Here is a 25,813-nt window from a genome sequence, read left to right on the forward strand (position 1 = left end):
GCGCCACGGGCAAGATCAAGCCACATGAACTGGTTTTATCCAGTCAGAAATGGCCGGAGTCCACTCCTATTTCATCTTCAAATCATTGATTTTCATTGACTTTTTTCAAGTCACAATGTAAATATTCATTCTGAAATTCATTCAAACATCCATTCCATGCCCGCTGCAGAGTCCCCTTCCGCGTCGTCCACCCTGGTGTCTGCCCTGCACACCTTGGGTGGCCATGCCAGCAGCAGCCAGTTGCAGCAGCGCCTGGGCATCAGCCAACCCACCGCTTCGCGCCTGCTCGCGCCGCTGCTGGCCAGCGGGCAGGTGGTGGCCGTGGGTGCAGCCCGCGCCCGGCGCTACCTGCTGCCACGTGAGGTGGATGGCGTGGGCCGGCAGGTGCCCATCCACGCCGTGCAGCCCGATGGTCAGGTGCAGTTCTTCGGTACGCTCTACCCGCTGAGCGGGGGCGGCTTCTGGATGGAGGAAGCCGACCGCGAACACGGCCAGAGCGCCTTCTACGATAGCCTGCCCTGGTTTCTGTACGACATGCGGCCCCAGGGCTTTCTGGGCCGTGGCTTTGTGGGCCAGCACCCCGCCCTGCACCTGCCCTCCAACCTCGCCCACTGGAGCGACGACCACATCCTCAAGGCCCTGGTCAACGCCGGTGAAGACCTGCCCGGCAACCTCATCGTCGGCGCCGCCGCGTTCGACCGCTACCAGGCCCTGGCCGCCCCTGCGCGCTGCGCCGCCCCGGTGGTGACCGACCCCACCACCCAGTACCCCGCCCTGGCCACGCAGGCGCTGGGCCAGCCACTGGCCGGCTCCAGCGCGGGCGGCGAGCAGCCCAAGTTCAGCGCCGTGCGCGATGGCCACCCCGTGCTGGTCAAGTTCTCTCCCGCCGACGACAGCGCCGCCAGCCAGCGCTGGCGCGACCTGCTGGTCTGCGAAGCGCTGGCCCTGCAGACCCTGGCCGACGCCGGCATCGCGGCCGCCGTCACCGACCTTGTCCAGGCGCAAGGCCGCGTCTTCCTGCAAAGCCGCCGCTTCGACCGCACGCCGCAGGGCCGCGTCGGCATGGTCTCGCTGGAGGTGTACGACCGACAGTACATCGGCCAGGGCACCAACTGGGTCGACACCGCCCACCGGTCCGACCGCGCCGGCCCGGAGCGGCTGAGCGCGGACGACGTGCGCACCATCGTGCTGCTGGACGCCTACGGCGCCCTGATTGCCAACACCGACCGCCACCACGGCAACCTGTCCCTGCTGCTGCACGACCACCGCTGGCGCCTGGCCCCGGCCTACGACATGCTGCCCATGCTCTACGCCCCGGTGGCGGGTGAGGTGGTGCCGCGCGACTTTGCCGCCCAGCCGCCCCGCCCCACGGTGCACACCCTGCCCGTGTGGCCCCAGGCGCGCGAATTGGCGGTGCGTTTCTGGCAGCGTGCCGCGCAAGATGAGCGCATCAGCGCCACTTTCCGAGCCTTGGCGCAAGCCAACGCACAGACCGTGTCCTGCCTGTGAACCAGGCACCGCCCTAGAATGCAGCAATGAGCTCCAACACCACCCAAAACCCCAACAAAAACAACACTCCCGCCGCCGCTGAGGGCGAGGAGCACAAGGTCTCCAACTTCCTGCGCCAGATCATCGAAAAAGACCTGGCCACCGGCACCTACGCCCAGCGCCAATGGGGCGGCGGCCCGGGTGATGCCGCCTTCCACGACGCCGGCCAGCCCGACCCGGCCAAGATCCGCACCCGCTTCCCGCCCGAGCCCAACGGCTACCTGCACGTGGGCCACGCCAAGAGCATCTGCCTGAACTTCGGCCTGGCGCGCGATTACGGCGGCGTCTGCCACATGCGCTTTGACGACACCAACCCCGAGAAGGAAGAAAAGGAGTACGTGGACTCCATCCTCGACGCGGTGCAGTGGCTGGGCTTCAACTGGGAATCCAACTTCAACGGCAAGCAGGAAAGCCACCTGTACTACGCGTCGAACTACTTCGACTTCATGTACCGCGCGGCCGAATACCTGATCACCGCCGGCCACGCCTATGTGGACGAACAGACCGCCGAAGAAATGCGCGTGAACCGCGGCGACTTCGGCAAGCCCGGCGTGGACAGCCCCTTCCGCGCCCGCACGCCAGACGAAAACCTGGCCCGCTTCCGCGAAATGCGCGACGGCAAACTGGCCGACGGCGCCGCCGTGCTGCGCGCCAAGATCAGCATGCAGTCGCCCAACATCAACATGCGCGACCCGGCCATCTACCGCATCCGCCGCGCCACGCACCACAACACGGGCGACGCCTGGTGCATCTACCCCATGTACACCTTCGCGCACCCCATCGAGGACGCGCTGGAGCAGATCACCCACTCCATCTGCACGCTGGAATTTGAAGACCAGCGCCCCTTCTACGACTGGCTGATGGAGCGCCTGATCGAAGGCGGCCTGCTCAAGGCCCCGCCACCGCGGCAGTACGAGTTTGCGCGCCTGAACCTGACCTACGTCATCACCAGCAAGCGCAAGCTGGCGCAACTGGTGAACGAGAAAAAAGTCAGCGGCTGGGACGACCCGCGCATGCCCACCATCGTCGGCCTGCGCCGCCGCGGCTACACGCCCGAGGCCATCCAGCTGTTTGCCGAACGCATTGGCGTGACCAAGGCCGATTCCTGGATCGACTACAGCACGCTGGAAGGCTGCCTGCGCGAAGACCTGGAAAACAAGGCCCACCGCGGCATGGCCGTGCTCGACCCCGTCAAGCTGGTGCTCACCAACTGGGCCGAAGTGTTCGGCTCTGACGGCTACACCGAAGACTGCACCCAGCCCGCCCTGCCCCACAGCGCCATTGCCGAGGGGCAAACACCCCCGCCCGACCGCGTGTTCAAGATCGGCAAGGACGTGTGGATCGAACGCGAGGACTTTGAAGAAGTGCCGCCCAAGGGCTACAAGCGCCTGTTCCCGGGCAACATGGTGCGCCTCAAAGGCGGCTACGTCATCGAATGCACGGGTTGCGCCAAAGACGCAGACGGCACCGTGACCGAAGTGCACGCCAAAGTGATTGCCGGCACCAAGAGCGGCACCCCCGGCGCGGACAGCGTCAAGGCCAAAGCCGCCATCACCTGGGTGGGCGCCGCCGACGGCGTGAGCGCCGAAGTGCGCCTGTACGACCGCCTGTTCACCGACCCGCAACCCGACGCGGGCGGCAAGAACTTCCTGGACGCCCTCAACCCCGACAGCCTGAAGGTGGTGACGGCCTATGTGGAGCCATCACTGGCCGCAGCGAAGCAAGACCAGAAATTCCAGTTTGAGCGGCACGGTTACTTTGTGGCCGACCGGGCGGACCACGGCGTGGGCGGGAAGGTGGTGTTCAACCGGGTGACGGGGTTGAAGGACTCCTGGGGAAAGTAATTAAGGACTCAGCCGCACAAAAAATGGCTGAGTACTGATCAGTCAATGAGAGGGCCCGCGCTAAGCGGGCCCTCTGCTTTAGCTTCCGACACGTTTCTACTCAGAAGAATCCGGTGCCGGCAGAGGCTTTGCAGCCATTTCCCCCATGAAACTAACGGTGGGCAAAAAGCGAATGCCAGGCTGCATGCGGGCCGACAAAAACGAAAACTGCTCCCGAATCATCCCATATAAAATTGTAAGACCATATTCAAATGCCACATCTATGGGCGCTTTATCTCCGACGCGCTCAGGCAGGCATGCAACAATTCCAGAAACAACAAACTCAAAAGAATACCCACCTGCCGGCTTATTCTCCGGAGTTTTAACCCCCAACGTAACTCGAAAGGTTCGATCATTCACCCCCGAAACCGGAGGATCAATCTTCCAAAAATCACTACATGGCTCAATGCCTCGCATGATTTGAAGGTCGACTTTTTCAAAAGCCTGCTGCCCTTGCTCTTCATCTTGATCGAGCAGCGCCGCCTCCACCAATACCTTCTCTGGAAAAGACTCTAGAAGCTGGATCGGACTAGCTCTCATGCCGCACCCCTATTAACGCCTGCATCTATTCTGACAGCACCAATGTGCTCGAAGTTCGCCATCTCCCAAGATGCACTCAAAGCCTTCTTGGGAAAGCTTGCATATTTGTCTCTGGAGTTCGGAACATGAATATAGATCCCGTTAGCTGCATCCTCGAGCTTTGACGAAACAGTCTCATAGGCACCGTACAGCTTATGAGAAGAAGCAGACACCGACTCCTTCGCAGCACTGCTACTTGGACACAAATCCACATCAGCCATTTTCGCCAAAAAAGAAACTACCTCAGGAAACTTAGCAGCAACCTGAATTAATAAAGCTGCAGGGGTACTAATGTTCGATTGCCTACTTTCCCATTTACCAAAAGAGCTAACACCTGCACCAAAAATCAATGAAGCATCTTTCTGCGAAAGACCCCACTTTTCACGGAATGCTTTCAAGACATCAACAGAAATCACTTCACCAGAAATCGAAGCAGCATCACGAATCAATTCGGTATTTTTATCATGAAATTCAAGCGGAATAGATTCACTTTCACAACGATCGCAAACCACCTTCTTAAGACCAGAAACAAAAACACTCTTCCTTCCAAATTTAATTTTCCCCGAATACTCGACCACACGAGCAGCCTCTTCCTCACAAAACGGGCACACCCGACTATTAGTCATAACAATCTCCATCAAAATCTTGTCGGATGACAAGAAAATATCAAAATCTGCTTAGATTTCTCCCGCACACTGAATTTTATGTAAACCCAAGGCACCCTTAACTGGCTCTCAACCAGCTTCATCCGATCAAACCCCATTACATAACTATCGGCAGCTAAAGGTCCGAACTTGTTGCCATAACTTGGAGGAAGACACCATTCAGAATCGTTATACCGCCCCAAGTGCAAAGCTTGAAAAAACCCAACTACTTGAGAAGAAGTCCAATTAAGCTCTGAAACAATTTGCTCACTAGCGGTAGAACTCAAGTTCAAGCTAAGCTCATTGCTCGATACAGCAGACTGAACTGCCTTGAGGTCCCAACATCGGCTGCCAATCTTGCGCTCAACATCGGAGCACAGGCTCAGTGGCTGCTCAGGGAGCTGTGGTGTGTGAGTCGAATACGTCATGAAGGTTCGATACCTTAAAGGTACTTTCCGTGATTGTCCATAGCTTTGGCTGTTCCGGAAGCGCAGATGTGGTGTTTAAGCACCGGGTCAAGCCTCAAAAAAATACACCCAAGGCACTCACTCTCACTGCAGGGTGTCGGTGCAGGGCATAGAGCGGCATGGGGGTTACTGGCACTGGCATGGGGGTTACTGGCACTGGCATGGGGGTCAGGTCTTGCCTTTTGCCTAGACGCGCGCAGCGAATTTCCCGTTCCCACTCGCCCCAATCACCAACCGCTGCGTCGCCCGCGTGGCCCCCACATAGAACAGCCGCGCTTCCTCGCGCTCGTCTTCGCCCTCGGCGGGCATGCGCCCGGCGCCCACCAGCGCCACCACCGGGAACTCCAGCCCTTTGCTGACGTGCAGCGTCATCACCTTGATGCTGTCGTGCGCGGGGTCGAACACGCTGGACGAGTTGCGGCGCAGCTGGTGCGGCAGCTTGCGTTTGCGCAGGAATTCGGCGCACATGTCCATTTCGCTGTGGTGGCGGCAGAGGATGGCCATGTCGGCCCAGGCGTGGCCTTCGCGGTGGGCGGTGGCCAGCAGCTCAGCCACCCGGGCCACTTCTTCGCGCAGGGTGGGCAGGCGCACGATGAGCGGCGCCTCGCCGTCGCGCCCGCAGCTCACGGGCTTGAGCAGGGGCACGCCGTCGTCGTCCTTGTCTTCGGCGGTCAGCAGGTCGGCGGCGACGAGGCTGGCCGTTTGCAGGATCTGCCGCGTGTTGCGGTAGTTGATCTTGAGGATGGTGGTGCGCCCCTGCGCCTGGATACCCACGCTTTTGAAGCTGAAGTTTTTGCTCTTCTGCGTGCGGTCGTAGATGCTCTGTGCGTCGTCGTACAGCACGAGCAGGCTGTTGGTGGCGGGGTCCACCATCTGCACCACCAGGCGCAGCCATTCGGGCGCGAAGTCGTGGCCTTCGTCAATCAGCACGGCCTGGTACTGCCCGCTGGGGATCTGGCGGCGGTCCACGCCGGTGATGACGCGCTGGACCATGTCTTCAAAGAAGGCGTCCCACGGCAGGTTCTTGGGCGGCAGGTCTTGCCCGTAGGCCACCAGTTGCTGACGACACCATTTGTGGAAGTGCACCGCATGCACCCGTTCGGCAATGCCTTTGGCGGCCATCACACGGGCAATCTGCCGGGCCAGCGGTTCGTTGTAGCAGAGGATGAGGATGGGTTTGCTGGCGGCGGTCTGGGCTTTGGCCAGGTGTTCGGCGCGGTAGCCCAGCAGCATGGTCTTGCCCGAACCGGCCACGCCGTGGATGACGCGGTGACCGTCGCCCAGGCTGCGGGCCAGTTGCTCCTGCTGCAGGTCCATCACCCGCATGATGCTGGGCAGTTCGGCGGCTTCGTCGGCATCGTCAAACAGCTCGCCGGTCACCTGCACGCGCACCTCGGGGAACATGATCCAGCGCACCCGGTCCATCTGCGGCAGCGACATGACGCCGCCCATCATGAAGGGGAACATGTCCCACAGCCGGCTTTGCAGCGCCTCGGGCTCCACCTGTTCGCCCATCTCGTCCTGGCAGACGACGCGGTGCGGTTCGATGGCGTGGGCGAGTTCGGCCTTGTCGAACTGCGCGCGGGTGATGTTGGGCAGCACCACGCCGTAGCTCCACGGAAAGGCCAGCTTGCCCTGGTGCCGGCCTTCGGGCTGCACCAGCTGCGGGTCGCGCTCCAGCGCGTTGACCACCTGGTGCGCGTACTGCCGGGCCTGTTCCAGCGGGTTGGGAATGGTCTTGGGGCCGAGCTCGCCGTGGATGTCCCAGGTCTGCTTGTTGGCCTGGATGAGGGTGGACAGCCGGAAGTCCTTGACCTCCAGGATCAGGATGCCCCGGCGCGGGTGCATGACGACAAAGTCCGGATGCTGGTGCCGGGGGCCGACGGCCACGTCGTACCAGAGCAGGTAGTCGGCGTCGAGTTTCTGTTCCAGCCGCTCAGCCACCCGCCGTTCACCACTGGTCATGCGGGCCACACAACTGCCCAAGGCCGGTATCAGCACCGCCATCGTCTGTCATCCCCTGTTTGATTTGAATACCTTTGGCATCATGCCAAAGATGTGGGATGAAAGGCGACTGGCTTTGTTACTTTTTGGAATATTTGGGGGATGAAACAGGCTCTTCGCGGGTTCACTCGCATTCTGGCAAGTAACTGCCCTGATCGGTACACTTCCGGGATGCATCCCGCCATTGCCCGTCACATCGACGGAATCTCCGACATTTGCCAGCGCTACCGCATTCGCCGGCTGGAGGTGTTCGGTTCGGCGGCACGCGGGGATGACTTTGTGCCCGAAACCAGCGACGCAGACTTTCTGGTCGAGTTTGCGCCAGACGTGCAACCGGACTTGCACAGCATCTTCGGCGCCAAGGCCGAGCTGGAGCAGTTGCTGGGCCGGGGTGTGGACCTTGTCGAGCCGGGCGCAGTTCGCAACCCCTACGTGTTGGCCAACATCAACCGTCACCGCGAGCCCGTGTATGCAGCGTGACCCGCGCGCGTTTCTGTAGGACGTGCAAGAAGCTGCGCGAGCTACTTAGGCACCAGCTCATCCACGGTTATGCGACGGTCAATCCAGGAACGGTCTGGAACATTGTGCAAAACGCGCTGCCGGGGCTGCTGACTGCGGTAAAAGCGCTGCTGGACGAACTGGAAGACTGAGAAGTCCTCCGGGATAAACGTTCGTATGACAGCCGAAGACCCACGACTATTTCGAGAATGCCAGCGTTGCCCAGGGGATCGGTATCAGACCGACGGCAGCGCAGCCGCCTTCGCCCGCATCTTGGCAGCGATGTACTCACCATGCGTCACGTGCAGCAGGCCGGCCACCTTGCTGATGACGTGGTTCTCGTGCGCGTCCAGGTGGGCGTCGGCATAGGCCACGTGCCACAGCGACTCCACCAGTTCGATCTTCTGCGGATGCGTGAAGCGCTCGTTGACCTGGCTGGTGAAGGCATGAAAGTCGTTGGCGGTGCGGGCGGTGTCTTGCGCCAGGGCGATCAGGTCGTCCATGGCGTCGGGTGGGAGGGCAAACCGTTCGCCCAGGGCCTTGATCACGGCCTGGTGCTCTTCGGCCGAATGCTCGCGGTCGGCCCGCATCACCTCCACCAGCAGCACGGCGGTGGCCAGATGCAAGGCCTGCGCGGCGTCGGCAGCGGACTTTGCCGGCTCCAGGGCCAGAAAGGTGGTGAGCAGGTGCTTCAGGGGTTGCAGCATGGACAGGGTCTTTCTTGAACAGCGGTGGGGGTGGGATACGCGCGGGCGGCTAGGGTTCCGCGGGCGGCCTTCGGTCAGAATCCGCCCATGCCCCGCCCGCGCCACCATGTCTACGTGATCGAGCTGCACCCCGACGTGCTGCAGGAGCCGCGTTTTCGGCGCTGCAACCCGGGCTATGTGGATGGCAAGCCCTGCGTCTATGTGGGCATGACCGGGCTGGACCCGGATGTGCGGTTTGACAAGCACAAGGCCGGCATCCAGGCCAACGCCTTCGTGACGAAGTACGGCCTGCGCCTGCTGCCCGATCTGTACGAGGGCTTCAACCCCATGAGCTACGACGAAGCCGCCGAGCGGGAGGTGGAAATCGGCATTGACCTGCGGTCGGCCGGGTTCGGGGTGTGGCAGGCCTGAATACCAATCCCTGACAGGCGCAAGGCCAATCAGCGGTCAATATCATCCAGCCTGCTCAACCTGGGCTGGGCATTGACCCGGCATTTGCACTCTTCAAGGCGTTCCATGGAAAAGATTCTGTCGGGCTTCGGCTCCCTGCTGTACCGCATGCGGTTCACCATGCTGTTCTTCTATGTGGGGCTGGTGGCCATCATCGTGGGCATTCTGGGCAAGTTCCTGCTGGAGACCTGGAAGCTGATGAACACCCTGCTGTTTGAGGACCTGTCCAAGATCGACCTGATCATCAAGGTGCTGGAGCTGGTCGACATGACCATGGTGGCCCAGCTGGTGTGGGTGGTGGCGCTGGCCGGGGTCTCGCTGTTCGTGACGACTGGGCACTTTGACAAGAGCGACATCAAGAAGCCCGACTGGCTGGACCACGTCAACACCTACAACCTCAAGCTCAAGCTGGCGTTTGCCATCATCTCCATCTCGGGCGTGCACGCGCTCAAGACCTACCTCAGCGGCGACCTGACGCTGGAGAGCGTGCAGGTGGTGACCTACATTGCCGTCATCCACTTCCTGTTTGTGCTGTCAGCCATCGGCATCTCGTTTTCAGAGCGGCTGACGCGCGAGAAGCCGCACGAAGAGCACTGACCCCCTGTGCCGCCCCATGCGGCACATCAATAATACTCCCTGGTGTATATTGGCAGTCTGGCACCCGCCGATCTGTGTCCCCACGTCACTACACACCCCCATGAACGCATCCGCCTTCTTCCAGCAATACTGGCCCATCCTGCTGCTGGCCCTGTGGTTTGGCTACAAGTGGTGGAACGCGCGGCGTGTGGTGGCCATGCTGCCGCAACTCAAGGCCAGCGGCGCCACGCTGGTGGATGTGCGCTCGCCCGAGGAATTTGCCGCCGGCAACGCGCCCGGGTCAGTCAACATTCCCCTGAACGACCTGGGCAGCCGCCTGAAGGAAATTCCGCCAACGGCACCGGTGGTGGTCTGCTGCGCCAGCGGTACGCGCAGCGGCATGGCCCGGCTGATGCTGAAAAAGAACGGCTACGCCCAGGTGTTCAACATCGGCAAGTGGACCAACCTGCTGCGCTGACCTACCTGCCACATTTCGGCCGGCTATCCCCGAAACGTCATGATTGCTCGCCAAGGCTTACGAACCCTTTTGACGTTTGGGGGCGTTGGCCAGCAACCAGGTGATGGTGTCCTTCTCCACTTGGCTTTCCAATTGTCGAAATCCATGATGGCCAAGTGGACCGCAGGTGTCGCTGTGATCGGTACCCCCGGTGTACGACAGCAGTGCCTGTACCGGAACATTTGTTGCCTTATCCATCGCTGGTTTGAGCATGGCAAAGGGGCAAAACTGACAACTGTCCTGTTCGTGATGTACCCACAGCAAAGGAACCTTGATCCGCTCCAGCGGTTTGTCGGGGACGGTGCGTGTGGGCGGCTTGTCTGACAGGATCGACGCAGCCAGCACCACAGCATCCGGAGCGTCTTCGCTATCGCCTGTCTGCAGCGCATAGTAAGCGGCCGAATGCGTGCCCCTGCTGAAACCGACCAGCCAGACCGGCAGATCTGTCTGTTGGCGAGCCCACTGGACAACAGCCTTTAGATCGGCCACATGATCAGGCCGTTGCCGGTGGCCGTTGAGATACGGCGGTCTTTGCTTGTCAGACGGCGCATCGACGACCAGAACGTGCACCCCCTGGCGGGCCAGTTCCTCTCGATTGCGCACAAAGAAGATGGTCTCACCCCACTGCAGGTTTCCCTGATTGGAAATCTGCATGCCACCGTGACCGCCAGGCATCACCACCATGATCCCCTTGGGATCAGTTGCCTTTACCCAGAGCACGCGCTGCGTCACGCCATCGCGGCTGGGTATGTCGTGCACCTGGCTGGTCTGCGACCAGGCAGATGAGACCCAGAGAGCAACCAAGCCCAGCCTCAGCGACCTTGTCACCAACCGGCTCAATCCACGGGGTAGCTTCATCCCAATACCTCCTCCTTCCACGACCGATCCAGAACACTCTCTGCATCAGTAATCCGATCCGCAGTTTTGGCCCGAACAGCAGATGGGAGCGAAGAGATTAACGGATCCTCAACATCCGATCAACACGCCTGCAATCATCGCGTCACCACCAATTCAGGATCGTTGAGGCGCCGCCAGAGGCACTACACCTGGGTCCTTCAACATCCCCTTGCAAGGCCAGGGCAGCCGCCTGAAGCAAATCCTGCCATCGGCCCCGGTGGTGGTCTGCTGCGCTGGTGCTATCAGTGCCGCTCAGGCACCTGCTCGGCCTCGTCGCCCCACACGCGGTTGATGCGGCGTCCGCGCTCGACCGCCGGGCGGGCGGCAATGGCATCGGCCCAGCGGCGCACGTGGGTGTACTCGTGCACCGACAGGAATTCGGCCGCGTTGTAGAGCTTGCCTTCGGCCAGCCCGCCGTACCAGGGGTAGATGGCGATGTCGGCGATGCTGTATTCGTCGCCGGCCATGTAGGGCCGCGTGGCCAGGTGACGGTCGAGCACGTCCATCTGCCGCTTGACCTCCATGGCGAAGCGGTTGATGGGGTATTCGAACTTCTCGGGCGCGTAAGCGTAGAAGTGGCCGAAACCGCCACCCAGGTAAGGCGCCGAACCCATCTGCCAGAACAGCCAGTTCAGCGCCTCGGTGCGCGGGCCGTGGGCCTTGGGCAGGAAGGCACCGAATTTTTCGGCCAGGTACAGCAGGATGGAACCGGACTCGAACACGCGGGTGGGCGTTTCGGTGCTGCGGTCCAGCAGGGCCGGGATCTTGGAGTTGGGGTTGACGTCCACGAAGCCGCTGGAGAACTGGTCGCCCTCGTTGATGCGGATGAGCCAGGCGTCGTACTCGGCGCCGGTGTGGCCCAGGGCCAGCAGCTCTTCCAGCATCACCGTCACCTTCACGCCGTTGGGCGTGGCCAGCGAGTACAGCTGCAGTGGGTGCTTGCCCACCGGCAACGCCTTCTCATGCGTGGGGCCGGCAATGGGGCGGTTGATGTTGGCAAACTTGCCGCCACTGGCCTTGTCCCAGGTCCAGACGGCAGGAGGGGTGTAAGGGGTTTGGTCGCTCATGGGCACATGGTATGCCAGCCGCCGGAACTTTGCCGGAGGCTGTCAAACACCCTGTGCCGCAGAGCGGCCCGAGGTCAGCGCTTGAGCACCTGGCGAATGGTGGTGGCCAGCTCCGAAGCCACGAACTTGGCCACGTAGGCGTCGGCACCCACCGAGCTGACATGCGCCTCGTTGGCGGTGCCGGTCAGTGACGAGTGGATGACGACCGGAATCGACTTGAAGCGCTGGTCGCTCTTGATGTTGCGCGTGAGCGTGAAGCCGTCCATCACCGGCATTTCCAGGTCGGTCAGCACCAGCGCCACCTTGTCCTGCACCGTCAATCCTTCGGTCCGGGCAGCGGTGTCGATGGCTTGCAGGCGGTCCCAGGCTTCCTGGCCGGTCTTGGTCATTTCGTAGGCGGCGCCCATGGCGCCCAAGCCCTGTTCGATCATCATGCGTGCCACCGGCGAATCATCGGCCGCCAGAACGATGGTGCCCTTGGGCAACACCACCGCATCGCCCACCGACTGGGGCGTGATCTCTTCCTGCGCGGCTGGCATGACGTTGCGCAGGATCTGCTCGACGTCCAGCACCTGCACCAACCGGGTGCCGTCTTTTTCACCGTCCAGCTTGGCGATGCTGGTGACCAGGTCGCCACCGTTGCCGTCGGCGGCCAGCACGCTGCTCCAGTCCAGCCGCACGATCTCGTCGACCTCTTCCACCGCAAAGGCCTGGGTGGTGCGGGCGTACTCCGTCACCATCAGGATGGTCAGGCCGCGCTTGGGCGTGCAGCCCACGATGGCCGGCAGGTCGATCACCGGAATGATCTGCCCGCGGATGTTGGCCACGCCCAGCACATGCTGTGGCGCGTTGACCATGGCGGTGATGGTGGGCATGACCATGATCTCGCGCACCTTGAACACGTTGATGCCGAACAGTTCGCGCCGGTCGGTGCCGGGCGCCTCGCCCAGGCGGAACAGCATCAGCTCGAACTTGTTGTTGGCCGTGAGGTTGGTGCGTTCGTGGACGTCGTTCAACGCGGTGGACATGGCAGATGCTCCTGTGGAGGGATACCCGCAGGATAGAAGCCTGGGCCACCGGTCAAAGGGCGGATGAGCGAGGGATTTGCGGCGCTGTTGGCGGGATGGCCGTCACCGTGGCGCGTCGGTATCGATCTCCACCTCGATCTGACGGATGACGCCGCCGCCTTCGACACTGCCGCTGACCTTGCCTTCGCCCAAGGCCATCTGCACGCACAGCGCGCGGTCGATCTTGTCCTTGTGCACCTCGCAGCGGGCGATGGCATTGCGCTCCAGCTGCGCGGCGTCCACGGCGGGGTCATGGGTCCCGCGCAGGGCTTCCTGACGCGCCGCGCCCGCGTCTCGCAAGCAGTCCTTGCGCGCGTCGGGATCGGACAGCACCATGCAGGCCTGCCGGTCCGTCTGGTACTGGGCGTCCACCACGGCCCGATCGCCAGCCGCCAGCGCAGGCGCCAGCGGAAACGAGAGGACCAGGGACAGACCCATCCGTTGCAGTGTGTTCATCGCAGATCTCCTTGCGTATGTCATGACAAGGCGTCATGGTAGGCATTGCAGTGACTCTGACCCGTCCGACGATGCCGGCAGCGCATGTAGGACAGCGCCGACAGCTACAGGGGCAACCGGGCTTCAACGGTGGTACCCTCTTCCGGCGCCGACCGGATGGTGACGTCGCCCCCGCACGAGCGGATGCGAAACCGCATGCCCTGCAATCCGTGACTGCCCGACGGTTTGACGGCAGCGGGGTCGAAGCCCTGCCCATCGTCCTGGACCGTGACCTGCACGTGATCCCGGTCACGCCGCAGGGACACCGTCACCCGATGGGCATTCGCGTACTTGGCGATGTTGGTCAGTGCTTCCTGCACCAGGCGGTACACCGCCAGAGCGCGCTCCGGGGACAAGGTGACCTCGTCCACCTGCACGTCCACCGGCAGTTCGGAGCGCTGCGCAAATTCCTTGCACTGGATCTGCAAGGTGTGGCGCAGCCCCAGGTTCGACAGCGATGAGGGGCGCAGGTCCTCGATGATGCGGCGCTTGAGGGCAATGCCGGCATCCAGGCTCTGCCCCAGGTGTTCCACCAGTCTCTGCTTTTCTCCGGTCTCGTCACGGATGCGCTTGCGGATGCGGGCCAGGTCCAGCTTGGCCGCGGTCAGGAGTCCTCCCAGCTCATCGTGCAGTTCGCGCGCCAGCCGGGCACGCTCATCCTCTCTCACCCGCTCCATGTGACGCGCCAGCTCGATCACCTCCTCCGTGCGCCGGACCACTTCTTCGTCCAGCCGGTCTCGCTCGGCGTGCAGCTGCAGCATGTACACGCGCCGCTGCTGCTCCAGGTGGCGGCCCAGACGCATCAGGGCCACCGCTCCGCCAAGGCACAGGATCACCAGCACCCAGATGCCGGCGCGGCTCCAGCGCAGGACCTGGTCGCGCTGGTAGCTGGTGCTGGTGTAGTGGGCGGTCTCCTGCCGGATGATGCGATCACTCACCTCCCCGACCTGATCCATCAGCTCGCGTCCCATGTCGGTCAGGGTCAGATCGATGGCAGCCTCACGGTCACCTCGGTCGTACAGCTCCAGGACGGTCTGCATCTCAGAATACTTGCGCCGCGCAAGCTCCACCAGCTCAAGCAGGGCGTCCCGGTGCAACGGGTTCTGCACCGTGGCGGCCTCGGCCAGCTGGATCATCTCGATCAGCGACCGCTCCTGGTCGCGGTACGGCTGAAGGTAGTCCAGGCGGCCCGTCAGCATGTAGCCGCGCTCGGCGCTCTCCATGGCCAGCAAGGCGCTTCTCATGCCGCCCACGGTCATCTGCAAGTCGACGCTGGCCTCGCGGTCGTCACCGATAGCCATCAGCCGGTAGAAGCCAAGCTCGCTGACCACCAGCACCATCAACGCCAGCGACATGGCCACCGGCCCGATGTAACGGCTGGACACCCATCGACCCACCTGATTCAAGCTCATGTTCATGTGGCCACCTTATACTGAATCGATCCCCTGTTCACCCCAGACACAGCACCATGATCCGTGTGGGAATCGTCGACGATCACGCCATTGTCCGCACCGGCCTGAGCCAGTTTCTTTCCGATCAGGTGGACTTTCGCGTGGTGGCCGAAGGGGCCAGTGGCAAGGATGCGCTGGAGATGGCCCGTGGCGGTGAGCTGGATGTGCTGGTGCTGGACCTGTCGATGCCTGACCAGAGCGGCATCGATGCGCTGGCGGCGATCCGCACGCGCTGCCCGGACCTGGCCATCCTGATCCTCAGCGGTTTTCCGGAAGCGCACTACGCCACCACCTTGCTACGCCAGGGTGCCAGTGGCTACCTCAACAAGGAATGCGATCCGGAAGAGATCGCCAAGGCCATCCGGACGGTGGCGCTGGGCAGGCGCTACATCACCCCCCAGGTGGCCGAGCTGCTGGCCGACGGCATGCTGGGGGGCAGCGGCGACAGGCCACCCCACGAGGCACTGAGCGAGCGCGAGCTGCAGGTCTTCCTGCGGCTGGCCCAGGGCGAGACCGTGGGCCACATTGCCGAACAGATGTTCCTCAGCGTCAAGACCGTCAGCACCTACCGCTCGCGTGTGCTGGAGAAACTCTCCCTGAGCACCAACAGCGACCTGACCTACTACGCGCTCAAGAACGGACTGATCCAGTAGCGTGTGTCAGCCGGCTGCCACCTCGTTGCAGTAGCCCACCAGTGCGTCGATGTCCCGGGACTTGTCAAACACCTTGTCGGCCCCGAGATGCAGGCATTCGGCGCGAATCTCCGGGGTGGCGTAGTTGGTCAGCACCACCGGTCGGGCCGGTGCACGCAGCTTGGACAGCCGGCTCAGCACATCCAGACCGGAGCCACCCTTGAGAAAGATGTCGATGATCACCAGGTCAAAGCCGTCCTGTTCGATCAGCGTCTCCAGTTGCAGAATCGCGTCATCGGCGCTGGCGGCATGCCCGACGATGTCCACCGGCGCCAGGTCCTCCAGCGCAGCGGCCAGATTGGACCGGATAACCGGGCTGTCTTCCACAAGAAAGGTCTTCAGTCTGGACATGGAAACGTGGCCTGCAGACCCTGAACGCCCGTCGCCCGCGGTGGTCTCAGGATCGGATTCATTCTAGTGTCTGCAGCTGATGGAGGTTGTAGGACATGTCCGACATCTGCAATGCGTTCACGCCATCAGTTCTGGACAATGATGTCGTTGCGCACATCCTTGACACCCGGTGTGCCGCGTGCCAGCTGTTCGGCCAGCACGCGCTCGTCAGGGGTCTTGGCAAAGCCGGCCAGCTGCACCACGCCATTGAGCGATTCGACCTTGATGGCCAGGGCGCTGACCGCGCGATCCTCGGCAAACTTGGCCTTGACGCGGGTGGTGATCGTGGCGTCATCGATGTAGGAACCGACACTCTGCTGGTCGCGCACCACGGCGCAGCCGGTGGTGGCCAACACAGCGCCCGTGGCCAGGGCGGCAGCGAGCAGGAATCGGGAAAAGGCGGGATTCATCATCGTGATCTCCTGAGTGAAAGAAAGGATTCGCCCGACAGGGCAGTACCTTCACTTTAGGAGTCAGATGTGCGTCATCCCATCAGCCACGGCCCCATCGTCTTGTCAGACACGGCTGACAAGACCGGCCGGCGCAGTCCATCCGAAGAACGTCAGGATCTCGGCGCGCTGCGCCATGGCATCGCTTCGCCCCAGTTCGATCAGCTCCCGGGTGAAGTCGGCCTCGAACAGCAGGTAGCTCAGCAAGGCGCTGTCCTGGCGGATGCGCCCCTGCCCGGATGGCACTCTTCCCTTGCCGTTGCCACCGAGCATCTGCAACAGGCGCCGCACAGTCCGTGGCAGGGCTGCCGCGTGCCTGGAGGCCAGTTCGTCCAGCCGTCGGGAAGGCGCCACCAGCAACAACTCGACAGGACGCAACGCGCTCTTTTGCCGCTGCTCCGGGTTGATGAGCGAGAGGGTGTGGTTGATGCGCCGCAGCCTTTCGACATCCACCGCCAAAGTATCCAGAAAGATGCTGGACAGGGCGTGACCCGCGATCTGCCCGAGCGTGGGGTAGTCCGTGCTGTCATGGCGGGCCGCAGGTGGCTCGGCCATGCGCCCGGCACCGATGACCAGCACCTTGTCCGCGCCCAGATGAATGGCCGGTGAAATCGGCGCTGTCTGACGCATGGATCCGTCACCAAAATAGGCCCGGCCATTCGGCCCCGCCAGCGAAGTAGCCGGAAACACGAACGGAATCGCCGAACTGGCCAGCAGGTGGTCCACGGTGAGCGGACAGCTCAGGGCCATCCGCTGATTGCGCACCCAGGGCTGGATGACATGGGCGCTGCGGTAGAAGGTGACGTGCTCACCGCTGGCGTAATTGGAAGCCGTGACCGCCAGCGCGTGCAGATGACCCTCGGCCAGATTGCGCTCCACCTGCGACCAGTCGATCTCCTGCTCCAGCAGTTCCCTGAGCGGTTCATTGTTCAGCAGCGATCTCGGCCGCAGTCGTTTGGTGGCCACCATCCAGCCGATACTCAGCATCGACATCCAGCGCGCACCGGAGACAATCATGTCGGACACCTCGGCGCGATAGACCTGCTGCACATGGAAGTTGGCCCACACCTGAACCAGCCGGTCGATGCGTGCGGCGAAATCATGGGCACCACTGGCCAGCACTGCGGCATTGATGGCACCCGCCGATGTGCCACAGACGATCGGAAAAGGATTTCCGGCGCCCTGACCATGCTGGCGGGCGAGATCGGCAATGGCGGCGAGCACACCCACCTGGTAGGCCGCACGCGCACCACCACCACTCAAGACGAGACCAACCCGCTCTTTCATGGGGCGATATTAGGGCAGCTAGGTGCCGCCAAACCCCGGTACAACACCGGGGAAGCCCGCCAATTCCCAAGGCCGCAGCGACTGCGGCGCCAGGATGGTCAGCGCAGCCCCAAGCCCCGTCGCAATTCCTTGAGTAACAGCAGGACCTGATTGGAGCCGTGCTGGAAGGACGTGCGAAGCAGGCGGTCAGCTTCCTCCCTGCGACCGGCCTGCGCCTCCCGCAGCACTTGCGCCGCCTGGTGGTGAAAGTACTTGTGCTTGGACACCAGCAGGGTGAATGCTGGGTACTTGCCCAACCGATCCCGACCGGGTCCGTGCAGCCACTTGCCCAGGTCGCAGCGATCGTCCAGACAGACCAGTTCAGGATCGAGGTTCTCACACGAAGTGCCATCAAGCACCTGCTCCAGGAGCAGCTTCCACCGCTCATGGGCAGCAATCGCCTGATGGATGTCCAGTTCGGCCATCACGGCCGACTTGGTTCTGGTGTCAAGAACGGGCTGATCGCCGGCATCGTCCGGCGCCATCAGCTCACTGACAGTGAAGTCTTCGTCCCGCTTGAACCAACGACTGAAAAAACCCATCGACACGTCTCCTTCTGAAGCAGGGCGAAGACACCTTGAACGCCCACATTTTCATAATGCGCCGAAATGCACATCTTGGGACACGCGGCCATTGACCGTCATCAAAAACCGGACGCAGAAAGCAGGTGGCGTGGGCTGCCGTCCACACTCAGGCGTGACGGGCGCGCACAAACGCCACGGCGGCCAGTACCGCGACCACCTGCGCCTCGTTGCATTGCTCCGCCGTCACGCGCGGGCTGTCGGGATAGACCTCGGTGGTGGTGGTCAGTGGGGCGCCGGTGATGCCAGCGCAAAGGCCCAGGGCCTTGAGCGGATAGCGGATCACGCCACGGTCGACGGCTGGCGACCCGATGATCTCGCCCTTGTCGTTGGCAGGCGCAATGTGGGTCACCCGTTCGACCGCGGCAATGATGGCGCGCTGGAATACCGGTTGCGGGTTCTCGGTGTCGTCCACCAGATAGAAGCCGTCCGGAATGCTGCCGGGTTCAAAGGGCTTGCCGTCACGCGCTGCCAGTGCTGGCCGGAACTCGGTTTCGTCGGTGTCGGTGGTTTCGTGCAGGTCAATGTGTGCAGCGAACTGACCCAGCCAGGGACGGACCAACCGCATCAGGGCGGCGGCTTCCTGCGACGGGCTGGGCTCGCGAAACGACCGGTTGGGATCCACCGCGTCATGGTTCCAACGGTGGATGCGCTCGTAGGCCCAAGGACTCACGCAGGGCGCCACCAGCAGATTCACCTGTCCTTGCAGGTCGGCGGCGTGGCGCTCCAGCAGGCGCAAGGCGCCGTGGACACCGCTGGTTTCGTAGCCGTGCACCCCACCGGTGACCAGAACCACCGGCCGGCCTTCCTGCCAATCGCGACTGCGCGCCGCGACCAGCGGATAGCGCTCCTGGCCGTACACCACCTCCCCGTACGGCTGCAGATCAACACGGTCGCGCAGGCCTTCCAGCGGCACCAGCACATCCTGGGCGTAGCTGCGATGGCGCTGCTGACGGGCTCGCCATTGGCTGATCTCCTCTGGGCCCCAGGCCAGACCGGGCTGGCCGATGGGGTAGTGATGGGTTGGCGTATTCATGGCTTGCCATTATCAACAGGCACCGGCCGTGGCATCATCAAAAGACCGGTCCTTCAGGAGAGCCACCATGCCGTCCCGCCGCGCCCGCCCGGCCAAACCGCAAGAAGCCTCTGCATCTGCGTTCGAGCAGGCCATCCTGCCCCTGTTTGCCCACGTGCCATCGTCGAGCGAGCCCCGCAGCGAAACGCCCTTGGATGACGCGAGGAAGAAAGCCAATGCCGCCGCCGCCAAAGCCGCGGTCGCGGCCGGTGCCCTGGCCTTGCCCCCAGGACCGGCGGGATGGCTCACGATCCTGCCCGAGATGGTCGGGGTGTGGCGACTGCAACGGCAACTGGTGGCCGACATCGCGGCCATCTACGGCAAGCAATCCACCCTGACGCCCGAACAGGTGGTCTACTGCCTGTTCCAGCACACGGCGGCACAGGGTGTGCGTGATCTGGTCGTGCGCGTCGGGCAGCGCACGCTGGTGCGGCGTGCCTCGCCCCGGCTGATCGGCCTGCTGATGCAGCGCATCGGCGTCAAGCTGGGCCAGCGCATGCTGGGCAAGGGTGCCGCGCGCCTGCTGCCCATCGTCGGCGCCGTGGGGGTCGGGGCCTACGCCTACTACGACACGGCCAAGGTCGCCGCGACGGCCATCGAGTTGTTCGAGAGCGAGATCAGCGTCGACGCGCAAGCGGTCGAGGTGGTGGGCTGAATCTGGCAACATCGGGGACCATGAACTTTGCCGAACGCCTCAAGACCCTGCCACCGGTCAGCCACCTGGCGGCCCTGGAACTGATCGCCCCGGACGGCCAGATCACCGCCACCATCGAGAACCGTCCCGGTCAGGCGGGCTCGCTGGCGGTCTATCACGCCCTGGCACAACAGCATGGTGGCCAGATCACCCCGGCAGCTGCGGCCATCGGACTGCAATGGTACGAAGAGCACACCGCCGACGCACAGGCCAACCCGGGCAAGCACCCGAACATCGACCGCCTGATGGCCTGGTCAAAGGCCGATGTCGCTTACACCGCCAAGCCGGTGGTGGCCTGATCCGCTGGGGCATCGGACAGCCCGCTCAGGCGCCGGTGCGCCTCGGTCTCGCGGTCTGGGCGCAGGTGGCGTTTGGCCTGCAGGTATTGCGTACTGAACACGTCCAGCCAGGCGCCCAGCACCTCTGCCGCCCGGGTTTCGCCGGCCAGCGCCAGGCACAGGGCCGCCACCTCGGCGGTGCAAAAGTGGTCGTCGCGGGTGGAACGGCGCAGCCGGTAGTTGGACACCGTGCCCGGGTTCAGGCTGAGCACCGGAAACCGGCTGAGGTACGGGCTCTTGTTGAACATCTTGCGCGCCTCGGTCCAGGTACCGTCCAGGAGTATGAACAGGGGCCTCTTTGAGCAACCTTCTTCAGCTGCCGACGGCGAAAGAACCTCACCCACCACCCGGGAGGCTTCGACAAACTCGCCGGGAAACACCACGTAGGGTTGCCACTGCGGGTCCTCCAGCAAGGCCAGCAGGCGAGGATCGACCCGGGTTCTGGCCCAGGCGAACGCCCAGGTGTCCGACACCAGATCGGCAATCAGCCAACCCGTGTTGCTGGGTTTGAGGACTTCAATGTCCCCCATCAGCAGGCACATGCCCGCGCGTGTGGCGACGGACGGGCGCAGATCGCAGACACAGTAGGCATGGGGCAAACGACAGTCAGGGCAGCGCCCGCCGGCGCCGCCGCGGGCGACGAAAGGTTTGGTGCTGGCGGCCAGTCGCTCGGCCCGCAAACGGGCCACGGCGTGGCCTTCGGACTCAGGTTTCATGCACGCACTGTAGGCGATCAGCCCCGGGCACATCCCGCCGCCAATAGACCCACCGCCATCAGGCCGATTGGTTCCCGGGACAATCCGGGGCTGACACCACGGAGTCCGAGTGAGCCATTCCGCCTGCAACCCACCCCTGTTCACCTTCGACAACACCTATGCCCGTGAGCTGGATGGCATGTCGGTGGCCTGGCAGCCCGCCGCCTCCCCGGCCCCCGGATGGCTGCGTCTGAACCGTGCGTTGGCCGAGGAGCTGGGGCTGGACGCCAACGCACTGGACACCGAGGCAGGCTTGGCCGTGTTGGCCGGCAACACCGTGCCCGACGGCGCCCAACCCGTGGCACAGGCCTACGCCGGACACCAGTTTGGCGGGTTTTCGCCGCAACTCGGTGATGGCCGAGCGCTCCTGCTGGGCGAAGTCATCGACCGCCAGGGACAGCGCCGAGACATCGCCTTCAAGGGCTCGGGCCGCACGCCGTTCTCCCGCGGCGGCGACGGAAAAGCCGCCATCGGACCGGTGCTGCGCGAGTACCTGATCAGCGAAGCCATGCAGGCCCTGGGCATTCCCACCACCCGCACGCTGGCGGCCGTGACCACGGGCGAGACCATCTACCGCGAACGCCCCTTGCCAGGCGCCATCCTCACCCGGGTGGCCGCCAGCCACGTGCGGGTGGGCACCTTCCAGTTCTTTGCGGCCCGGCGGGACACCGCCCGAGTACAGCGCCTGGCCGATTACGTGATCAACCGGCACGACCCGGATCTGGCCGGTCAGGACGGCCGCTGCCTGGCCCTGCTGCAGCGCGTGGCCGAACGTCAGGCCAGCCTGGTGGCGCGCTGGATGGGCGTGGGTTTCATCCACGGCGTCATGAACACCGACAACATGACGATCTCCGGCGAGACCATCGACTACGGCCCCTGTGCCTTCATGGAAGCCTACGATCCGGCCACGGTGTTCAGCTCGATTGACCGCCGGGGTCGTTACGCTTTTGGCAACCAGCCCGGCATTGCCCAGTGGAACCTGGCGCGGCTGGCGGAGACCCTGCTGCCGCTGATCGATGAAGACAGCGACCGCGCGGTGACCCTGGCCACCGAGGCGCTGGACCGCTTCCCGGACCAGTTCGATGGGCACTGGCTGGCGGTTCACCGCGGCAAGCTCGGCCTGAAGCCCCTGGCGGGTACCGATGAGCAAGACCGTGCGCTGATCAACGATTACCTGGAGTTGCTGCACACCCATCAGGTGGATTTCACCCTCGGCTTCCGTCGCCTGTCGGCGGTGCTCAGGGGGCAGCCGCAGGCCCTCCAATTGCTGTTCGGCGACGGCCAGCCCGGGCTGTCGGCCTGGCTGGATCGCTGGCAAGCCCGCCTCCAGGCCCAAGGGGCAGCGGCCCTCGACATCCCGGCACAGATGGACCGGACCAACCCGGTCTACATACCGCGCAACCACCTGGTCGAGAACGCGCTGGACGCCGCGACCGAATCCCGCGATCTGCGCCTGTTCGACCGCCTGCTGTCGGTCATCACGCGCCCCTGGGATGAGCGACCGGAAGATGCCTTGTGCGCACTGCCCGGCACCCCGGAACAGACCCAGGGCTTTCGCACCTTCTGCGGTACCTGAGGGCGCCCAAGTCCCCCAACCCTTGGCAGATGTGACCGATTGCAAGATCGGCGGTCAGTCATAACTGAACGGCCCTCCGCAAGCCGTGCCCACTAGACTCCGGGGTTGTTTCTTTCCAACCTCACGAGGATGACCATGAGCACACGCACCCGCCTTCTTCCCGCACTGGTCCTGACCGCTGCCTTCGGCGCCGTCGCTGGCACCGCGCAAGCACAAACGGTCTATGGCGAACTGGGCTACGCCGCCATGTCCACCCAGCTGTCGGTACCCCTGCTCGGCATCTCCGCCAAGGCCAGCCCGTCGATGGGTCGCGCCGTGCTGGGGGTGTCCCCGTTTGCCGGCCTGACCTTCGAGGCCCTGGCCGCCGGTCACCTCTCCGACGACCCATTCCGCAGCGACAACAGCGAGATTCTGGGCGGTCGGGCCAAGATCAGCCAGATTCTGGGTGTGTACGTGGGTGGCCGTTTCGGCGTCGGCCCGGTCGAGCTGTTCGGGCGTGTCGGACAGGCCCGCAGCGAACTGCAGTTCAAGGGCCTGGGCAGTGCCGAAGATACCGACATCTCGTACGGCGGCGGGCTGCGCCTGATTCCCGGCAAGAACCTGACCTTCAGCGCCGACTACATGAACTACTACAACAAGGGCGGCGCCCGCATCGAGGGTTACACCCTGAGCATCGGCTACCGGTTCTGACGAAAACGCCACACCCGGGGTCTCTGGGTGCTCTGGGCGACAGCGGGCTCCGGTAGCATCACCGGACCCATTCACTGACCACCCACCCAATGCCCCGCCCGACCCTGCCGATCTTCGTCCTGGCCGCTTCGCTGGCGGCACCCGCCCTCGCACAGACCGCGGCCAAGCCTTCAGAACCTGACCCGGTGTGGTCAGCGCGGTTGGAGAAATGCTGGCTGGAGCAATTGCGCCTGGCGCCGGCCGACACCACGCTGGCGCAGGTTCGGGCATCCTGTGAAACACTCGAGGCCGCAGCAGCCCCCGAGGAAGCCGTTGCCAAGGCGGAAGTCCCGGCAGGCACGCCACCCGAGGCGCCGCCGCCCACCCCTCAGGCCAGCGAGGGAGCCACCCGCCGTCTGTTCGGTGAATGGGCCTCTTTCGACAACCCCTACACCCTGACCCTGAACCGGCCCGCCTACTTCATCTTCGGCCGTCAGTTCACCAGCCCCCACCAGGCGCCGTTCAGCGCGGCGCTGGGCAAGGATGCTCCGGTGTTCGAAAACGTCGAGGCCAAGTTCCAGATCAGCCTGAAAGCCCCGCTGCTACTCAATGTGATGGGCGCCCCTGTGGATGTGATGGCCGGTTACACCAACCGATCCTTCTGGCAGATGTTCAACAAGGAGATCTCCTCGCCGTTCCGCGAAACCAACCACGAGCCGGAGATCTGGGCACGCTGGCGCACCGAGTTGCCCTTCATGGGCGGTCAGTTCCGGATGTTCAGCCTGGGGCTGAACCACCAGTCCAATGGCCAGACCGGCCCGCTCTCGCGCAGCTGGAACCGCGCGATCGCCGAAACCCTGTGGGAACGTCGCCCCTTCGCCCTGAACCTGCGGGTGTGGCACCGCCTGAGCGAGGAAGCCGCCAGGGACGACAATCCGGACATCGTCGACTACCTCGGCCGCATGGAGCTGACCGCCATCTACAGCGCCGGTGAGCACGAGTTCAGCGCCATGCTGCGCCGCAACCTCAGCACCCACCGGGGGGCCTGGCAGGTGGACTGGAGCTTTCCCCTTTACAAGAACCTGCGCGGCTACGTCCAGTGGTTTGACGGCTATGGTGAAAGCCTGATCGACTACAACCACCGCACGCGCAGCCTGGGCGTCGGGGTCCAGCTGGGCGCCTGGCTGCTGTAGCGCATCGAATCACGGGTCAGCGGTGGCCCTGCGCGACAATCGGGGCCGCATGCGCACCGTCTCCGACTCCCTGCCGGGCATCGACCTGGCCAAAGCCCTGGCCTCCCAGGTCATCCTCTGGCACCACTTCGCCCTCTATGGCCCGATGTCGGCCACCGTGGCTCCGCTGGCAGCCGATTTCTGGGACTGGGTGGCCGGCCCTCTGCGCTGGGCGGTGCAGGTGTTTCTGGTGACGGGGGGTTACCTGGCCGCCCGCAGCCTGCTGCCGGCCCCTTGGGCCCCCCGACCTGGCGGTGGCGCCGGACGCTGGCTGCAACGCTTGCACCAGCGCACCCTTCGGCTGGGGCAGCCCTTCTGGCTGGCCATGCTGCTGGCGATTGCCGCCGCTGCACTGGCCAGGCAACTGATCAGCGACAGCGACACGCCGGCAGCGCCGACCCTGGCCCAGATGCTGGCGCACGCCGTGTTCCTGCAGGACATCGTCGGTCAACCCGCGCTCAGCGCCGGCGTCTGGTACGTGGCCATCGACTGGCAGTTGTACGCCTTGCTGGCCACGCTGGTGGCCTTGCTGGGTTCGGGCTGGCTGGCCACAGCGGCCGTGTCTGTGCTGACGGTGCTGTCCATTTTCTGGCTCAACCGCATTGATGCGGGTGACGTGTGGGCACCCTACTTCATGGCGGCCTACGGGCTGGGCGTGATGGCCTGGTGGGTGTCGTCGCAAACCCGCCGATGGCCCGGCACGCTGCTGATCGCCTTGCTGGTCGTGGCCGGACTGTTCATCGAATGGCGGCCGCGGCTGGCTCTGGCCGGACTGACGGCTGGCTGGCTGGCATTGGGGGGCGCGGCCTGGCCACTGGTCGGCATGCGCCTGCGAGGCGCGGTGGCCGCCCTGGCCCGCTGGTCTTACGCGGTCTTTCTGCTGCACTACCCGGTCGTGCTGGCGGTGGGTGCGCTGGTGGCCTGGTGGTGGCCCGGCCAGCTTGTGCCCGCCATCGCGGGCCTGCTGGCCAGCTGGGCCCTGAGCATTGCGCTGGGGGCCGGGTTGACAGAATGGTTGACTCCCCGCGAAACACCCAAGGGTAAACCCTGAATGCTCTTGAAAAGTGAGCGTTATTCCATCATTTGTGAGTAAATCGCCTCATTTCTGACAACCCGTTACCGATAAACACCCTACCAACGGCTAACATCGGTCACGAGTTCTTTTGGCCTACAGAAACGCCACAAG

Annotated in this window: 29 protein-coding genes; 14 read left to right on the top strand and 15 right to left on the bottom strand. The window is 63.7% G+C overall.

Annotation, left to right across the window (positions count from 1 at the left end):
• The first annotated feature begins 156 nt into the window (after window positions 1-156).
• Window positions 157-1,509 (top strand): type II toxin-antitoxin system HipA family toxin YjjJ, encoded by a 1,353-nt coding sequence (gene yjjJ, locus ACFQNJ_RS06765; protein WP_382255255.1) that lies wholly within the window; start codon window positions 157-159, stop codon window positions 1,507-1,509.
• Window positions 1,510-1,535: 26 nt separating this feature from the next.
• On the top strand, window positions 1,536-3,392 hold the full coding sequence (locus ACFQNJ_RS06770; RefSeq protein WP_382255258.1) for a glutamine--tRNA ligase/YqeY domain fusion protein: 1,857 nt from the start codon (window positions 1,536-1,538) through the stop codon (window positions 3,390-3,392).
• 96 nt (window positions 3,393-3,488) lie between these two features.
• On the opposite strand, the gene ACFQNJ_RS06775 is transcribed toward ACFQNJ_RS06770, so the two are convergent.
• From ACFQNJ_RS06775 to ACFQNJ_RS06785, 3 genes are all read right to left on the bottom strand, one after another.
• On the bottom strand, window positions 3,489-3,971 hold the full coding sequence (locus ACFQNJ_RS06775; RefSeq protein WP_382255261.1) for a hypothetical protein: 483 nt from the start codon (window positions 3,969-3,971) through the stop codon (window positions 3,489-3,491).
• Complete coding sequence (locus ACFQNJ_RS06780; protein ID WP_382255264.1) at window positions 3,968-4,669, bottom strand: type II TA system antitoxin MqsA family protein; 702 nt, start codon at window positions 4,667-4,669, stop codon at window positions 3,968-3,970. Before ACFQNJ_RS06780 ends, ACFQNJ_RS06775 begins: the two co-directional genes overlap by 4 nt.
• A gap of 638 nt (window positions 4,670-5,307) precedes the next feature.
• Window positions 5,308-7,128, bottom strand: a complete 1,821-nt coding sequence (locus ACFQNJ_RS06785; RefSeq protein WP_382255267.1) for a 3'-5' exonuclease — start codon at window positions 7,126-7,128, stop codon at window positions 5,308-5,310.
• A 168-nt stretch (window positions 7,129-7,296) separates the two neighbouring features.
• Between ACFQNJ_RS06785 and ACFQNJ_RS06790 the strand changes: the two genes are divergently transcribed.
• Complete coding sequence (locus ACFQNJ_RS06790) at window positions 7,297-7,605, top strand: nucleotidyltransferase family protein (RefSeq protein ID WP_382255270.1); 309 nt, start codon at window positions 7,297-7,299, stop codon at window positions 7,603-7,605.
• The gene (locus ACFQNJ_RS06795) at window positions 7,602-7,775 is read left to right on the top strand and encodes a HepT-like ribonuclease domain-containing protein (RefSeq protein WP_382255273.1); all 174 of its coding nucleotides are present in this window, start codon (window positions 7,602-7,604) and stop codon (window positions 7,773-7,775) included. Before ACFQNJ_RS06790 ends, ACFQNJ_RS06795 begins: the two co-directional genes overlap by 4 nt.
• 84 nt (window positions 7,776-7,859) lie before the next feature.
• Here the strand turns inward: ACFQNJ_RS06795 and ACFQNJ_RS06800 are convergent, their stop codons facing one another.
• Window positions 7,860-8,330: a tellurite resistance TerB family protein gene (locus ACFQNJ_RS06800; RefSeq protein ID WP_382255276.1), complete on the bottom strand. Its 471-nt coding sequence runs from the start codon at window positions 8,328-8,330 to the stop codon at window positions 7,860-7,862.
• Between the two features lie 87 nt (window positions 8,331-8,417).
• Here ACFQNJ_RS06800 and ACFQNJ_RS06805 point away from each other — a divergent pair, with 87 nt between their 5' ends.
• From ACFQNJ_RS06805 to ACFQNJ_RS06815, 3 genes are all read left to right on the top strand, one after another.
• Window positions 8,418-8,741 (top strand): hypothetical protein, encoded by a 324-nt coding sequence (locus ACFQNJ_RS06805; protein WP_374641312.1) that lies wholly within the window; start codon window positions 8,418-8,420, stop codon window positions 8,739-8,741.
• Between the two features lie 105 nt (window positions 8,742-8,846).
• Window positions 8,847-9,377, top strand: a complete 531-nt coding sequence (locus ACFQNJ_RS06810; protein ID WP_382255279.1) for a YqhA family protein — start codon at window positions 8,847-8,849, stop codon at window positions 9,375-9,377.
• Window positions 9,378-9,477: 100 nt separating this feature from the next.
• Window positions 9,478-9,834, top strand: coding sequence for a rhodanese-like domain-containing protein (locus tag ACFQNJ_RS06815; RefSeq protein ID WP_382255282.1), 357 nt, complete (start codon window positions 9,478-9,480; stop codon window positions 9,832-9,834).
• 57 nt (window positions 9,835-9,891) lie between these two features.
• Here ACFQNJ_RS06815 and ACFQNJ_RS06820 read toward each other — a convergent pair whose 3' ends face one another.
• From ACFQNJ_RS06820 to ACFQNJ_RS06840, 5 genes are all read right to left on the bottom strand, one after another.
• Window positions 9,892-10,731 carry an alpha/beta hydrolase gene (locus tag ACFQNJ_RS06820; protein ID WP_382255285.1) on the bottom strand — a complete coding sequence of 280 codons (840 nt, stop codon included), beginning with the start codon at window positions 10,729-10,731 and terminating at the stop codon, window positions 9,892-9,894.
• Between the two features lie 281 nt (window positions 10,732-11,012).
• Window positions 11,013-11,837: a glutathione-dependent disulfide-bond oxidoreductase gene (yghU, locus tag ACFQNJ_RS06825; protein WP_382255288.1), complete on the bottom strand. Its 825-nt coding sequence runs from the start codon at window positions 11,835-11,837 to the stop codon at window positions 11,013-11,015.
• Window positions 11,838-11,911: 74 nt separating this feature from the next.
• Entirely contained in the window at window positions 11,912-12,865 is a 954-nt protein-coding gene (locus ACFQNJ_RS06830) for a chemotaxis protein (RefSeq protein ID WP_382255290.1), read from the bottom strand.
• A 102-nt stretch (window positions 12,866-12,967) separates the two neighbouring features.
• The gene (locus ACFQNJ_RS06835) at window positions 12,968-13,360 is read right to left on the bottom strand and encodes a hypothetical protein (protein WP_382255293.1); all 393 of its coding nucleotides are present in this window, start codon (window positions 13,358-13,360) and stop codon (window positions 12,968-12,970) included.
• Between the two features lie 104 nt (window positions 13,361-13,464).
• The gene (locus tag ACFQNJ_RS06840) at window positions 13,465-14,817 is read right to left on the bottom strand and encodes a CHASE3 domain-containing protein (protein WP_382255296.1); all 1,353 of its coding nucleotides are present in this window, start codon (window positions 14,815-14,817) and stop codon (window positions 13,465-13,467) included.
• A gap of 50 nt (window positions 14,818-14,867) precedes the next feature.
• Here ACFQNJ_RS06840 and ACFQNJ_RS06845 point away from each other — a divergent pair, with 50 nt between their 5' ends.
• The gene (locus ACFQNJ_RS06845) at window positions 14,868-15,503 is read left to right on the top strand and encodes a response regulator (RefSeq protein WP_382255299.1); all 636 of its coding nucleotides are present in this window, start codon (window positions 14,868-14,870) and stop codon (window positions 15,501-15,503) included.
• A gap of 6 nt (window positions 15,504-15,509) precedes the next feature.
• On the opposite strand, the gene ACFQNJ_RS06850 is transcribed toward ACFQNJ_RS06845, so the two are convergent.
• The 5 genes from ACFQNJ_RS06850 to ACFQNJ_RS06870 all read right to left on the bottom strand — a co-directional run bounded on the left by ACFQNJ_RS06850 (window position 15,510) and on the right by ACFQNJ_RS06870 (window position 19,324).
• Window positions 15,510-15,893, bottom strand: a complete 384-nt coding sequence (locus ACFQNJ_RS06850) for a response regulator (RefSeq protein ID WP_382255302.1) — start codon at window positions 15,891-15,893, stop codon at window positions 15,510-15,512.
• 125 nt (window positions 15,894-16,018) lie between these two features.
• Window positions 16,019-16,345 (bottom strand): BON domain-containing protein, encoded by a 327-nt coding sequence (locus tag ACFQNJ_RS06855; protein WP_374641290.1) that lies wholly within the window; start codon window positions 16,343-16,345, stop codon window positions 16,019-16,021.
• Window positions 16,346-16,447: 102 nt separating this feature from the next.
• Window positions 16,448-17,668 carry a patatin-like phospholipase family protein gene (locus tag ACFQNJ_RS06860; protein ID WP_382255305.1) on the bottom strand — a complete coding sequence of 407 codons (1,221 nt, stop codon included), beginning with the start codon at window positions 17,666-17,668 and terminating at the stop codon, window positions 16,448-16,450.
• 98 nt (window positions 17,669-17,766) lie between these two features.
• Window positions 17,767-18,249, bottom strand: coding sequence for a CZB domain-containing protein (locus tag ACFQNJ_RS06865; protein WP_382255308.1), 483 nt, complete (start codon window positions 18,247-18,249; stop codon window positions 17,767-17,769).
• 148 nt (window positions 18,250-18,397) lie between these two features.
• Window positions 18,398-19,324, bottom strand: coding sequence for a M14 family metallopeptidase (locus ACFQNJ_RS06870; protein WP_382255311.1), 927 nt, complete (start codon window positions 19,322-19,324; stop codon window positions 18,398-18,400).
• Window positions 19,325-19,391: 67 nt separating this feature from the next.
• Here ACFQNJ_RS06870 and ACFQNJ_RS06875 point away from each other — a divergent pair, with 67 nt between their 5' ends.
• Together ACFQNJ_RS06875 and ACFQNJ_RS06880 are read left to right on the top strand one after the other, a co-directional pair.
• On the top strand, window positions 19,392-20,018 hold the full coding sequence (locus ACFQNJ_RS06875; RefSeq protein WP_382255314.1) for a hypothetical protein: 627 nt from the start codon (window positions 19,392-19,394) through the stop codon (window positions 20,016-20,018).
• A gap of 20 nt (window positions 20,019-20,038) precedes the next feature.
• Window positions 20,039-20,356, top strand: a complete 318-nt coding sequence (locus tag ACFQNJ_RS06880) for a DUF2322 family protein (RefSeq protein ID WP_382255316.1) — start codon at window positions 20,039-20,041, stop codon at window positions 20,354-20,356.
• Here ACFQNJ_RS06880 and ACFQNJ_RS06885 read toward each other — a convergent pair.
• Window positions 20,329-21,111, bottom strand: a complete 783-nt coding sequence (locus tag ACFQNJ_RS06885; protein WP_382255319.1) for a tRNA-uridine aminocarboxypropyltransferase — start codon at window positions 21,109-21,111, stop codon at window positions 20,329-20,331. The genes ACFQNJ_RS06880 and ACFQNJ_RS06885 overlap by 28 nt on opposite strands.
• A gap of 109 nt (window positions 21,112-21,220) precedes the next feature.
• Here ACFQNJ_RS06885 and ACFQNJ_RS06890 point away from each other — a divergent pair, with 109 nt between their 5' ends.
• The 4 genes from ACFQNJ_RS06890 to ACFQNJ_RS06905 all read left to right on the top strand — a co-directional run bounded on the left by ACFQNJ_RS06890 (window position 21,221) and on the right by ACFQNJ_RS06905 (window position 25,678).
• Window positions 21,221-22,726, top strand: a complete 1,506-nt coding sequence (locus ACFQNJ_RS06890; RefSeq protein WP_382255322.1) for a protein adenylyltransferase SelO — start codon at window positions 21,221-21,223, stop codon at window positions 22,724-22,726.
• 135 nt (window positions 22,727-22,861) lie between these two features.
• The gene (locus ACFQNJ_RS06895) at window positions 22,862-23,416 is read left to right on the top strand and encodes an outer membrane beta-barrel protein (protein WP_382255325.1); all 555 of its coding nucleotides are present in this window, start codon (window positions 22,862-22,864) and stop codon (window positions 23,414-23,416) included.
• A gap of 89 nt (window positions 23,417-23,505) precedes the next feature.
• Window positions 23,506-24,588, top strand: coding sequence for a phospholipase A (locus ACFQNJ_RS06900; RefSeq protein WP_382255327.1), 1,083 nt, complete (start codon window positions 23,506-23,508; stop codon window positions 24,586-24,588).
• 49 nt (window positions 24,589-24,637) lie between these two features.
• Complete coding sequence (locus ACFQNJ_RS06905) at window positions 24,638-25,678, top strand: acyltransferase family protein (RefSeq protein WP_382255330.1); 1,041 nt, start codon at window positions 24,638-24,640, stop codon at window positions 25,676-25,678.
• Window positions 25,679-25,813 lie beyond the last annotated feature (135 nt).

Origin of the sequence: Hydrogenophaga bisanensis, assembly GCF_042665135.1 — a bacterium.
GTDB lineage: Bacteria > Pseudomonadota > Gammaproteobacteria > Burkholderiales > Burkholderiaceae_C > Hydrogenophaga > Hydrogenophaga bisanensis.

Bases quoted from the DNA above. Each gene is read 5' to 3' on its own strand.
- ACFQNJ_RS06835 (WP_382255293.1), bottom strand. From the start codon at position 13,360: ATGAACACACTGCAACGGATGGGTCTGTCCCTGGTCCTCTCGTTTCCG.
- ACFQNJ_RS06865 (WP_382255308.1), bottom strand. From the start codon at position 18,249: ATGGGTTTTTTCAGTCGTTGGTTCAAGCGGGACGAAGACTTCACTGTC.
- yghU (WP_382255288.1), bottom strand. From the start codon at position 11,837: ATGAGCGACCAAACCCCTTACACCCCTCCTGCCGTCTGGACCTGGGAC.
- ACFQNJ_RS06775 (WP_382255261.1), bottom strand. From the start codon at position 3,971: ATGAGAGCTAGTCCGATCCAGCTTCTAGAGTCTTTTCCAGAGAAGGTA.
- ACFQNJ_RS06880 (WP_382255316.1), top strand. From the start codon at position 20,039: ATGAACTTTGCCGAACGCCTCAAGACCCTGCCACCGGTCAGCCACCTG.
- ACFQNJ_RS06805 (WP_374641312.1), top strand. From the start codon at position 8,418: ATGCCCCGCCCGCGCCACCATGTCTACGTGATCGAGCTGCACCCCGAC.
- ACFQNJ_RS06815 (WP_382255282.1), top strand. From the start codon at position 9,478: ATGAACGCATCCGCCTTCTTCCAGCAATACTGGCCCATCCTGCTGCTG.
- yjjJ (WP_382255255.1), top strand. From the start codon at position 157: ATGCCCGCTGCAGAGTCCCCTTCCGCGTCGTCCACCCTGGTGTCTGCC.
- ACFQNJ_RS06830 (WP_382255290.1), bottom strand. From the start codon at position 12,865: ATGTCCACCGCGTTGAACGACGTCCACGAACGCACCAACCTCACGGCC.
- ACFQNJ_RS06800 (WP_382255276.1), bottom strand. From the start codon at position 8,330: ATGCTGCAACCCCTGAAGCACCTGCTCACCACCTTTCTGGCCCTGGAG.
- ACFQNJ_RS06885 (WP_382255319.1), bottom strand. From the start codon at position 21,111: ATGAAACCTGAGTCCGAAGGCCACGCCGTGGCCCGTTTGCGGGCCGAG.
- ACFQNJ_RS06840 (WP_382255296.1), bottom strand. From the start codon at position 14,817: ATGAACATGAGCTTGAATCAGGTGGGTCGATGGGTGTCCAGCCGTTAC.
- ACFQNJ_RS06860 (WP_382255305.1), bottom strand. From the start codon at position 17,668: ATGAAAGAGCGGGTTGGTCTCGTCTTGAGTGGTGGTGGTGCGCGTGCG.
- ACFQNJ_RS06855 (WP_374641290.1), bottom strand. From the start codon at position 16,345: ATGATGAATCCCGCCTTTTCCCGATTCCTGCTCGCTGCCGCCCTGGCC.
- ACFQNJ_RS06870 (WP_382255311.1), bottom strand. From the start codon at position 19,324: ATGAATACGCCAACCCATCACTACCCCATCGGCCAGCCCGGTCTGGCC.
- ACFQNJ_RS06875 (WP_382255314.1), top strand. From the start codon at position 19,392: ATGCCGTCCCGCCGCGCCCGCCCGGCCAAACCGCAAGAAGCCTCTGCA.
- ACFQNJ_RS06785 (WP_382255267.1), bottom strand. From the start codon at position 7,128: ATGGCGGTGCTGATACCGGCCTTGGGCAGTTGTGTGGCCCGCATGACC.
- ACFQNJ_RS06810 (WP_382255279.1), top strand. From the start codon at position 8,847: ATGGAAAAGATTCTGTCGGGCTTCGGCTCCCTGCTGTACCGCATGCGG.
- ACFQNJ_RS06770 (WP_382255258.1), top strand. From the start codon at position 1,536: ATGAGCTCCAACACCACCCAAAACCCCAACAAAAACAACACTCCCGCC.
- ACFQNJ_RS06790 (WP_382255270.1), top strand. From the start codon at position 7,297: ATGCATCCCGCCATTGCCCGTCACATCGACGGAATCTCCGACATTTGC.
- ACFQNJ_RS06905 (WP_382255330.1), top strand. From the start codon at position 24,638: ATGCGCACCGTCTCCGACTCCCTGCCGGGCATCGACCTGGCCAAAGCC.
- ACFQNJ_RS06820 (WP_382255285.1), bottom strand. From the start codon at position 10,731: ATGAAGCTACCCCGTGGATTGAGCCGGTTGGTGACAAGGTCGCTGAGG.
- ACFQNJ_RS06850 (WP_382255302.1), bottom strand. From the start codon at position 15,893: ATGTCCAGACTGAAGACCTTTCTTGTGGAAGACAGCCCGGTTATCCGG.
- ACFQNJ_RS06895 (WP_382255325.1), top strand. From the start codon at position 22,862: ATGAGCACACGCACCCGCCTTCTTCCCGCACTGGTCCTGACCGCTGCC.
- ACFQNJ_RS06845 (WP_382255299.1), top strand. From the start codon at position 14,868: ATGATCCGTGTGGGAATCGTCGACGATCACGCCATTGTCCGCACCGGC.
- ACFQNJ_RS06900 (WP_382255327.1), top strand. From the start codon at position 23,506: ATGCCCCGCCCGACCCTGCCGATCTTCGTCCTGGCCGCTTCGCTGGCG.